5 protein-coding genes and 1 pseudogene are annotated in these 7,107 nt (G+C 70.3%); all 6 read right to left on the minus strand.

Annotated elements, in window-relative coordinates:
• Positions 1-428: 428 nt before the first annotated feature.
• Positions 429-1,607 carry a glycosyltransferase family 2 protein gene (locus tag ABZX85_RS03705; protein ID WP_355862251.1) on the minus strand — a complete coding sequence of 393 codons (1,179 nt, stop codon included), beginning with the start codon at positions 1,605-1,607 and terminating at the stop codon, positions 429-431.
• Positions 1,604-3,232 (minus strand): phospholipid carrier-dependent glycosyltransferase, encoded by a 1,629-nt coding sequence (locus ABZX85_RS03710; protein WP_355862253.1) that lies wholly within the window; start codon positions 3,230-3,232, stop codon positions 1,604-1,606. Before ABZX85_RS03710 ends, ABZX85_RS03705 begins: the two co-directional genes overlap by 4 nt.
• The gene (locus tag ABZX85_RS03715; RefSeq protein WP_355862255.1) at positions 3,229-4,485 is read right to left on the minus strand and encodes a glycosyltransferase; all 1,257 of its coding nucleotides are present in this window, start codon (positions 4,483-4,485) and stop codon (positions 3,229-3,231) included. The genes ABZX85_RS03710 and ABZX85_RS03715 overlap by 4 nt, the downstream gene beginning before the upstream one ends.
• Before the next feature lie 186 nt (positions 4,486-4,671).
• Positions 4,672-6,723 (minus strand): thioredoxin domain-containing protein, encoded by a 2,052-nt coding sequence (locus ABZX85_RS03720; RefSeq protein WP_355862257.1) that lies wholly within the window; start codon positions 6,721-6,723, stop codon positions 4,672-4,674.
• Between the two features lie 93 nt (positions 6,724-6,816).
• Positions 6,817-7,005: a hypothetical protein gene (locus ABZX85_RS03725; protein ID WP_355862259.1), complete on the minus strand. Its 189-nt coding sequence runs from the start codon at positions 7,003-7,005 to the stop codon at positions 6,817-6,819.
• Between the two features lie 16 nt (positions 7,006-7,021).
• Positions 7,022-7,107: pseudogene (locus tag ABZX85_RS03730) on the minus strand (IS5/IS1182 family transposase); the annotation flags it as partial.

The raw sequence follows: 7,107 nt of genomic DNA on the forward strand, positions 1-7,107 counted from the left end.
GGTTCGTGCAACTGACCCCCCACAACCACCGAACGGCTCGTGGCCGGTGGACGGGGGACGGGTGGGGCGGCTCGAATGAGCTGCTTGTGGGGGGAGTTGGGGGAGGGGGAAGGGGTGGGTGCGGGCGGGGGCGAGACGGGGTCTTGCGACGGGGGCCGAAGCGGCGGGGCTGTTGCGGCCGGGAGCCGAGGGGGCGGGGCTGTTGCGGCCGGGGCCGGGCCGGGGGCCCGGGCGGGTGCGAGTCGGCGTGGCGCTGTCCTCACGCCTTGCCGCCGCACGGCGCTCGCGCACCGAGGCCGTATGCCTCCCGTGCCCGAGCCCCGTACAGCGCCCACGCCCCGGCGCCGCCCGTTTTCCGCACCCGGCGCCGTGCGTCTCTCGCGCCTCGGCGCCGGGTGAGCCCGTCCCGGCGTCACGTGGCCCCGTTCTCACGCGGCCTCCCTCGCCGCCCCGCTCCCCCGCTTCCCCCTCGGCAGGTACACCAGCGCCTCCGTCCCCACGAAGCGCAGGACGAACGTCGTCACCAGCGCGAGGGCCGTCGCGGACAACGCGCCCATGCCGAACCGGCTCACGAACAGGGCGATCAGGGGGATGCGGAGGACCAGATCCGCGTTGGCGAGGAGGGCGAAGCGGCCGGCTCGGTCCCACCAGCGGCGGTGCGCGCGGCGGTCGCGGAAGAGGAGGTGTTCGATGAGGAGGAAGTTCCAGGCGACGCCGAACTGGTTGGCGAGGATCTCGGCGGGGAGGTAGTGGAGGCCGGCGCGGGTGAGAGCCCAGAGGGCGAGGAGGTTGGGGAGGAAGCCGCTGAGGCCGATGAGGCCGAAGCCGATCATGCGGGCGACGGGCGAGGCGGTGCGCAGGCCGAGGAGGTGGCGGAGGAAGCGGACGCCTTCCTTGGCCGTGGACTTGGACTCGCCCGCGTACCGCTCCTGGAAGACGAACGGCACCTCCGCGACCCGCTCCGGCCTGCTGCGGACGGCGAGTTCGAGGAGGATCTTGTAGCCGAGAGGCTTCAGGACGTCGGCGCTGACGACACTGCGCCGGATCGCGAAGAACCCGCTCATCGGATCGCTGATGCGATGCAACCGGCGCGGGAAGAGGGACTTGGTGAGCCAGGTCGCCCCCTTGGAGACGGCGACCCGGTAGCCCCCGGCGAGCCCGGCCCTGCTGCCGCCCTTGATGTACCGGGAGGCGACGACGAGTTCGGCCCCGGACCGCTCCCCGGTCGCCACCAACTCCGGTACCAGGGACGGCGGATGCTGGCAGTCCCCGTCCATCACGACGACCCAGTCCGACCCGGCCGCCCTGATCCCCTCGACGACGGCCCCACCGAGCCCGCCGACCGGTTCCGCTCGGTGCAGCACGGTCACCGGGAACGGGCAGTCCTTCGCCGCGTCCCGGATCACCTCGGGAGTGTCGTCCGTCGAGTCGTCGACGAAGACGACCTCGCAGGGCAGCCGCCGCGGCACCGACTCGGTGATCTGGCGCAGGAGTTGGCGGATGTTCGCGGACTCGTTGAAGGTGGGGACGACGATCGTGACGGCGCCGGGTTCGGGGATGTCGTCCTCACGGACCGACGGAACCGGCGCGGTGTACTCGTGACTCAACGCAGGCCCCCCACACGGCGGATCTCGATCCGGTCCTCACCGGCTCCGAACACGGCGACAGGCGTCGAGTGCGTCAACGCCGCCTTCACGGTGGGCAGATCGCGCGCGTCCCGGCGTACCGTCGGTGAGGCGACCACGTAGTCGACGTCCTTCCAGCCGTTCGGCAGGGTCTCGGTGACCGCGGGGTCGAGGTCGGCCTTGTAGAACCAGATCGCGCCGAGCCCGGGCTCGTACCCGGCGTGCACGAGGTCGAGCCAGAGCGCGTCGTCGACGAGGACGCGGGTGCGGGCCGGGTCGGAGACGTTGTCCCCGTCCGCGAGCCACTTCGAGGCCGAGCGATAGGGCCCGTTCGCGTCGGCGGTGACGGCGGTACGGTCCCCGTCGTACCAGCGCGGTACGACGTACGCGGCGGCGGCGAGCGCGAGGGCGGCGGCGAGCGCGTACCGCCCGTAGGTGCCCCAGCGGCCCTCGGCCGGCCGGCGCCCCTTGTGGACGACGGTGTGCGCGACCGACGCGACCGCCCCGGCGAGGACGAGCGAGAGGAACGGCAGCGCCTGGATGACGTACATCGCCGGGAGATAGCCGCCGGGCCGCAGCGCGACGACGGCGAGGATCGCGACGGCGAGGGAGGGCCCGGCGAGCGAGCGCGCAGTGACCGACCAGCGCCAGGTGATCAGCAGAAGCAGCGCGCCCGCGAGCCCGCCGACGATCAGGACGTTGTCGTAGTACAGCCAGGACTGCAACACGCCGTGCGCGCCGGAGCCGTTGTCGAGGATGAAGCCCGAACCCGGCCTGGTCATCTGGTACTTGATGCCGTCCCAGAGGGAGACATGCCCGCTGCCCGGGAACAACTCGCCCTTGAGGAGGGCGAAGAGGGGGTAGGAGACGCCGATCAGGACGCAGGCGGTGATCGCGCCGGTGAGGGCGAACTTCCGGGTGTCGCGGTGGCTGTGGCGCCACATCGTGAGCAGCACGGCGGGCAGGACGAAGAGCATCGTCTCCTTCGTCAGCACGGCCGTAGCGGCGGCGATCCCGGCGCCGAAGTGGTGCCAGAGGTGCCGGTTCGGGGAGGCGGCGAGTGTGAACGCCACGAGCGTCCACATCACCGCGAGGTTGTCGAGGAAGATCTCCCGCTGGAGGACGACGGACAGCGGCGAGAGCCCGAAGAGGGCCATGCCGAGCCCGGCGGCCCAGCGGGGCAGGGAGAGCCGGCGGCCGAGGACGTAGAGCAGGACGGCGCTGGCGGCGGTGACCACGAGCATCACCGCGCGCATCGAGCCGACGGTCATCGCGCCGGCGCTGAACGCCTTGGGAATCCAGGTGAGCAGGGCGAGTTGGAGCCAGCCGAGGGGCGGGTGGTCGTACCAGTAGGTGTAGTGGGCGAGGCCCCTGCCCTCCTGGACGGCCCACGCCTGGGCGAGGTAGGTGCCCTCGTCGTCACTGAAGGCGGGGTAGGCCGCGATGTTCCAGCCCTGGACGGCGACGATCGCGGTCAACAGGGCGGCGCAGAGCAGGAGATCGGGCCTGCGGGAGGGCCGTGTCCGACGGGTCGGACCGACGATGGGCGCGACTGTGCGTTGCGCGGGGACCTTCGCAGGGGTCACCGCGGGGAGGGTGGAGGTCACGCGGGGACGTCCTCTCGGGTGGTCAGATGCGCACCGGTGTGCTCGGTCAACTCCCATTCGTTGCGGCCACGTTGCTCACGCCAGACGGCGCGGATCGCGGCACCCGCGAGGAGGACCTGGTAGAAGGGGCCGCCGACGACGAGCTTGACGTAGTGGACGAAGCGCACGCGCAGGCCGTACTGCTTGCCGAAGTCGTGCAGCCCGACGAGTTCGAAGACGAACGTGACGAGCGCGGTGACGGCCGGCAGGAAGGTGATGAAGGCGACGCCGACGGGGACGTCGAGGAAGAGCGCGATCGCCGCGTTGAGCGGGATGATCACGCCGGAGAACGCCTGGAGGAACGGGGTCATCAGGGTGTAGCGGGCGAGCAACCGCTGGCCGAAGCCGGGGAGTTGCTTCCAGTCCTTCTTCCGGTAGACCTGAAGGAACCCCTGGTTCCAGCGAGTTCGCTGCTTGAGCAGGGACATCAGGGAGCCCGGGGTCTCCTCGCGGGTCACCATGTCGGAGTCGTAGGCGACGACGACCTTCTTGCCGACGGAGGAGAGCCGCACGCCCAGGTCGCAGTCCTCGGCGAGGCAGTTGGAGTCCCAGCCGCCCGCCTCTCTGAGCACTCCGGTGCGGACGAAGACGGTGTTCCCGCCGAGCGGGATGAACCCCTTCTGCGCGTGCAGGTGGAGCCGGGAGCGGAACCAGAAGAAATACTCCAGGCAGTTGCGCAGGCTGTACCAGCTGGAGTGGAAGTTGATGAGCTGGACGCCGCCCTGGACGACGTCGGCGTCGGTGGTGCGGAAGGCGTGGTCGACGTGGGCGAGGAGCTCCGGGTGGACCTGGTCCTCGGCGTCGAAGACCCCGACGACGTCACCGCGGCAGTGCGGGAGCGCCGTGTTCATCGCCTTCGGCTTGTTCTTCTTCTCGTGGGTGTCGACGACGACGCGCACCCGTGGGTCACGGGCGGCGGCGCGTTCGGCGACCTCGGTGGTCTCGGGGTCGTCGTGGCCGACGATCACGATGATCTCGAAGTCGGTGTGGGTCGACTCCAGGAGCCGGCGGATGGTGTGGTCGAGGACGGCCTGTTCGTGCCGGGCGGGCAGCAGCAGGGAGAACGAGGTGTGCTGACCCCCGTCCGGCTGGCCGAAACTGGTCGAGGCGAGCACTTCCGGCGTACGCCAGGCGTGCATCTGCCACCACAGGGTGAAGGCCGCCATCCCGAAAAGGGCCAGCGAGACGGCGGATATGAAGATGGACGTGAACAAGAAAAGATCCCCCCAGATCTCAGTGCCCCCTGTCGCGACGGCGCGTCACATGCGTCGCGTCATGTGCCGAGGCTAAGCGGAAACTGTGAACCCGGGGAGGTGTTCCGATAAATAGCTTGTTTCAGAACTGAGCTGTTCTTAACTGCTCGTATCGGGACATGTGGTCACGATTCTGGTCGTCGTTGATCAGATTCCGTGACCAATCCCCCCGGTCAGTGCGGTTCGCAGCCGTTCCGACTGCGTCGTCGGAAGGTCGCAAGTGAAGTTACGGCAGACGTACGCGGTTGGTTCATTTCCTGACAGCACCCGATTCGCGAGCAACGGGAACTCGTCACTGTCGGTGACGCCGTAGGCCACGACCACGCCGGGTGCGGTGGCCAGAAGTGCCTGGTGGTGCAGTTGTTTTCCGGCCAGGTCGGTGAGGTCGGGTGTGACGACGGCGACCTCGCGCGGGCCGTCGAGAAGTGCCTCGGCCGCTGCGAGCCCCCAGCCGATGAAGCGGGGCACCCGAGGGCCGAGCGACTTCACCACACCGAGCGCCCTCTCCGCTGCGGTGCGGTGGGGTGCGGCTCCGGTGTGGGCCGCGTACGACAGGAGCGCGTTCGCCGCCGCCGTCCAGCCGGAGGGGGTCGCGTTGTCCGTGGGGTCCTGGGGGCGCCGGATGAGCTGTTCCGCGTCGGACGCCGTGTCGTACAGCGCACCCGACTCGGGGTCGGTGAAGCGGGCCAGCACGTGGTCGAGGAGCAGGCCGGCGAACTCCAGCCAGACGCCCTCGCCGGTGACGGCGGCCAGCGCGAGGAAGCCCTCGGCGACGTCGCCGTAGTCCTCCAGGACGCCCGCGTTGGCACCGGCCCGGCCGTCCCTGCTGGTGCGGGTGAGGTGGGCGCGGTCGTCGAGGTGGACGCGGACCAGGAGGTCGGCGGCGGTGACGGCGGCCTCGACGAGGTCGGGGCGGTCGAAGTAGGCGCCCGTCTCGGCGAGTGCGGCGATCGCGAGGCCGTTCCAGGCGGCGACGACCTTGTCGTCCCGGCCGGGTGCGGGGCGCTCGGCGCGCTTCGCGAGGAGCCGCCGCCGGATGCCCTCGACGCGGTCCGCGGCGAAGACGCCCTCGGTCTGCGGGAGCTGGAGGACGGAGGCGCCGTGCTCGAAGGTGCCGTCCTCGGTGACACCGAAGTACTGGGCGGCGAGTTCGGCGTCGTCCGCACCGAGCGTCTCGGTCAGCTGCGCCGGTGTCCACACGTAGTACGCGCCTTCTACGTGCTTTCCGGTGCCGTCGTCGCTGTCGGCGTCCAGTGCGGAGGCGAAGCCGCCCTCTTCCGTGCGCAGCTCGCGGACCATGAAGTCGGCGGTCTCCAGGGCGATCCGGCGGGCCAGTTCGGAGCCGGTGGAGCGCCACAGGTGCGCGTAGACGCGGCACAGCAGCGCGTTGTCGTACAGCATCTTCTCGAAGTGCGGCACGACCCACTCGCGGTCGACGGAGTACCGGGCGAACCCGCCCCCCAGCTGGTCGTAGATCCCGCCCCGCGCCATCCGCTCACAGGTGTCGGCGGCCATCTGCAACGCACCCTCGGCACCGGTGCGCGCGTGATGCCGCAGCAGGAACTCGATCACCATGGACGGCGGAAACTTCGGCGCACCCCCGAACCCGCCGCGCGACGGGTCGTACTCCCGCGTCAGCCCCAACAACGCGGCGGCCTGCTCCTCCTCCCCGGGCGGCTGCGCATCCCCGAACGAGATCTCCCGCTCCCCCAGATCCCGCACGATCTTCCCCGCGACCTCCGCGACCTCCTCCCGCCGCCCGCTCCACGCCTGCCACACCCCCTCCAGCACCTGCCTGAAGGACGGCGACCCATGCCTCGGCACCGGCGGAAAATACGTCCCGAAGTAGAACGGCTCCCCCTCCGCCGTCAAGAACACCGTCATCGGCCACCCACCCTGCCCGGTCGCCGCCTGCACCGCCTCCATGTACACGGCATCCACATCCGGCCGCTCTTCCCGGTCCACCTTGACACTCACGAAGTGCTCGTTGAGGTACTCGGCGGTGTCGGGGTCCTCGAAGGACTCGTGGGCCATCACATGGCACCAGTGACAACTGGAGTACCCGACGCTCAACAGCACCGGCCGATCCGTCCGCCGCGCCTCCTCGAACGCCTCGGCCGACCATGGCCACCAGTCGACCGGGTTGTCGGCATGCTGCAACAGATACGGGGAGGTCTCGTTCGCGAGGCGGTTCGACATGGGGTCATCCTCGCGTACGAGGGGGCCGGGGGGACCTACGGCACAACCGGACCGTCCGGGAGCGGAGGATCGGGGGATCGGGGGAACGCGGGCTCAGACTCCCGTGAGGAGCATGAGTGCCAGCGCGAACTGGGTGATCCACTGGGTGGCGAGCGTGGCGTATCTACCGCCTGTCGCCTCCGGCCGAGGCCACCCGAGGGTCGCGATTCCGGTGAGGAGGGCGAGGGAGAAGAGGGCGGGGAGGGTGTGGGTGGGGAGGGTGGAGCAGCCGACGCCGTTCATGAGGCACTGAGCCTTTTCAGCGGTGCCGCTCCAGGGTGAGGATGGCGGCTGCGATTGACGACATGCGGTTGGGACTGCACCGGGCCTTGCGGAAGATCCGCC

The organism is Streptomyces sp. NPDC004539 (assembly GCF_040610055.1).
GTDB lineage: Bacteria > Actinomycetota > Actinomycetes > Streptomycetales > Streptomycetaceae > Streptomyces.

What these genes read in the sequence shown, in the direction of transcription:
- ABZX85_RS03720 (WP_355862257.1), bottom strand. Translation starts at nt 6,723, where the DNA reads ATGTCGAACCGCCTCGCGAACGAGACCTCCCCGTATCTGTTGCAGCAT.
- ABZX85_RS03725 (WP_355862259.1), bottom strand. Translation starts at nt 7,005, where the DNA reads ATGAACGGCGTCGGCTGCTCCACCCTCCCCACCCACACCCTCCCCGCC.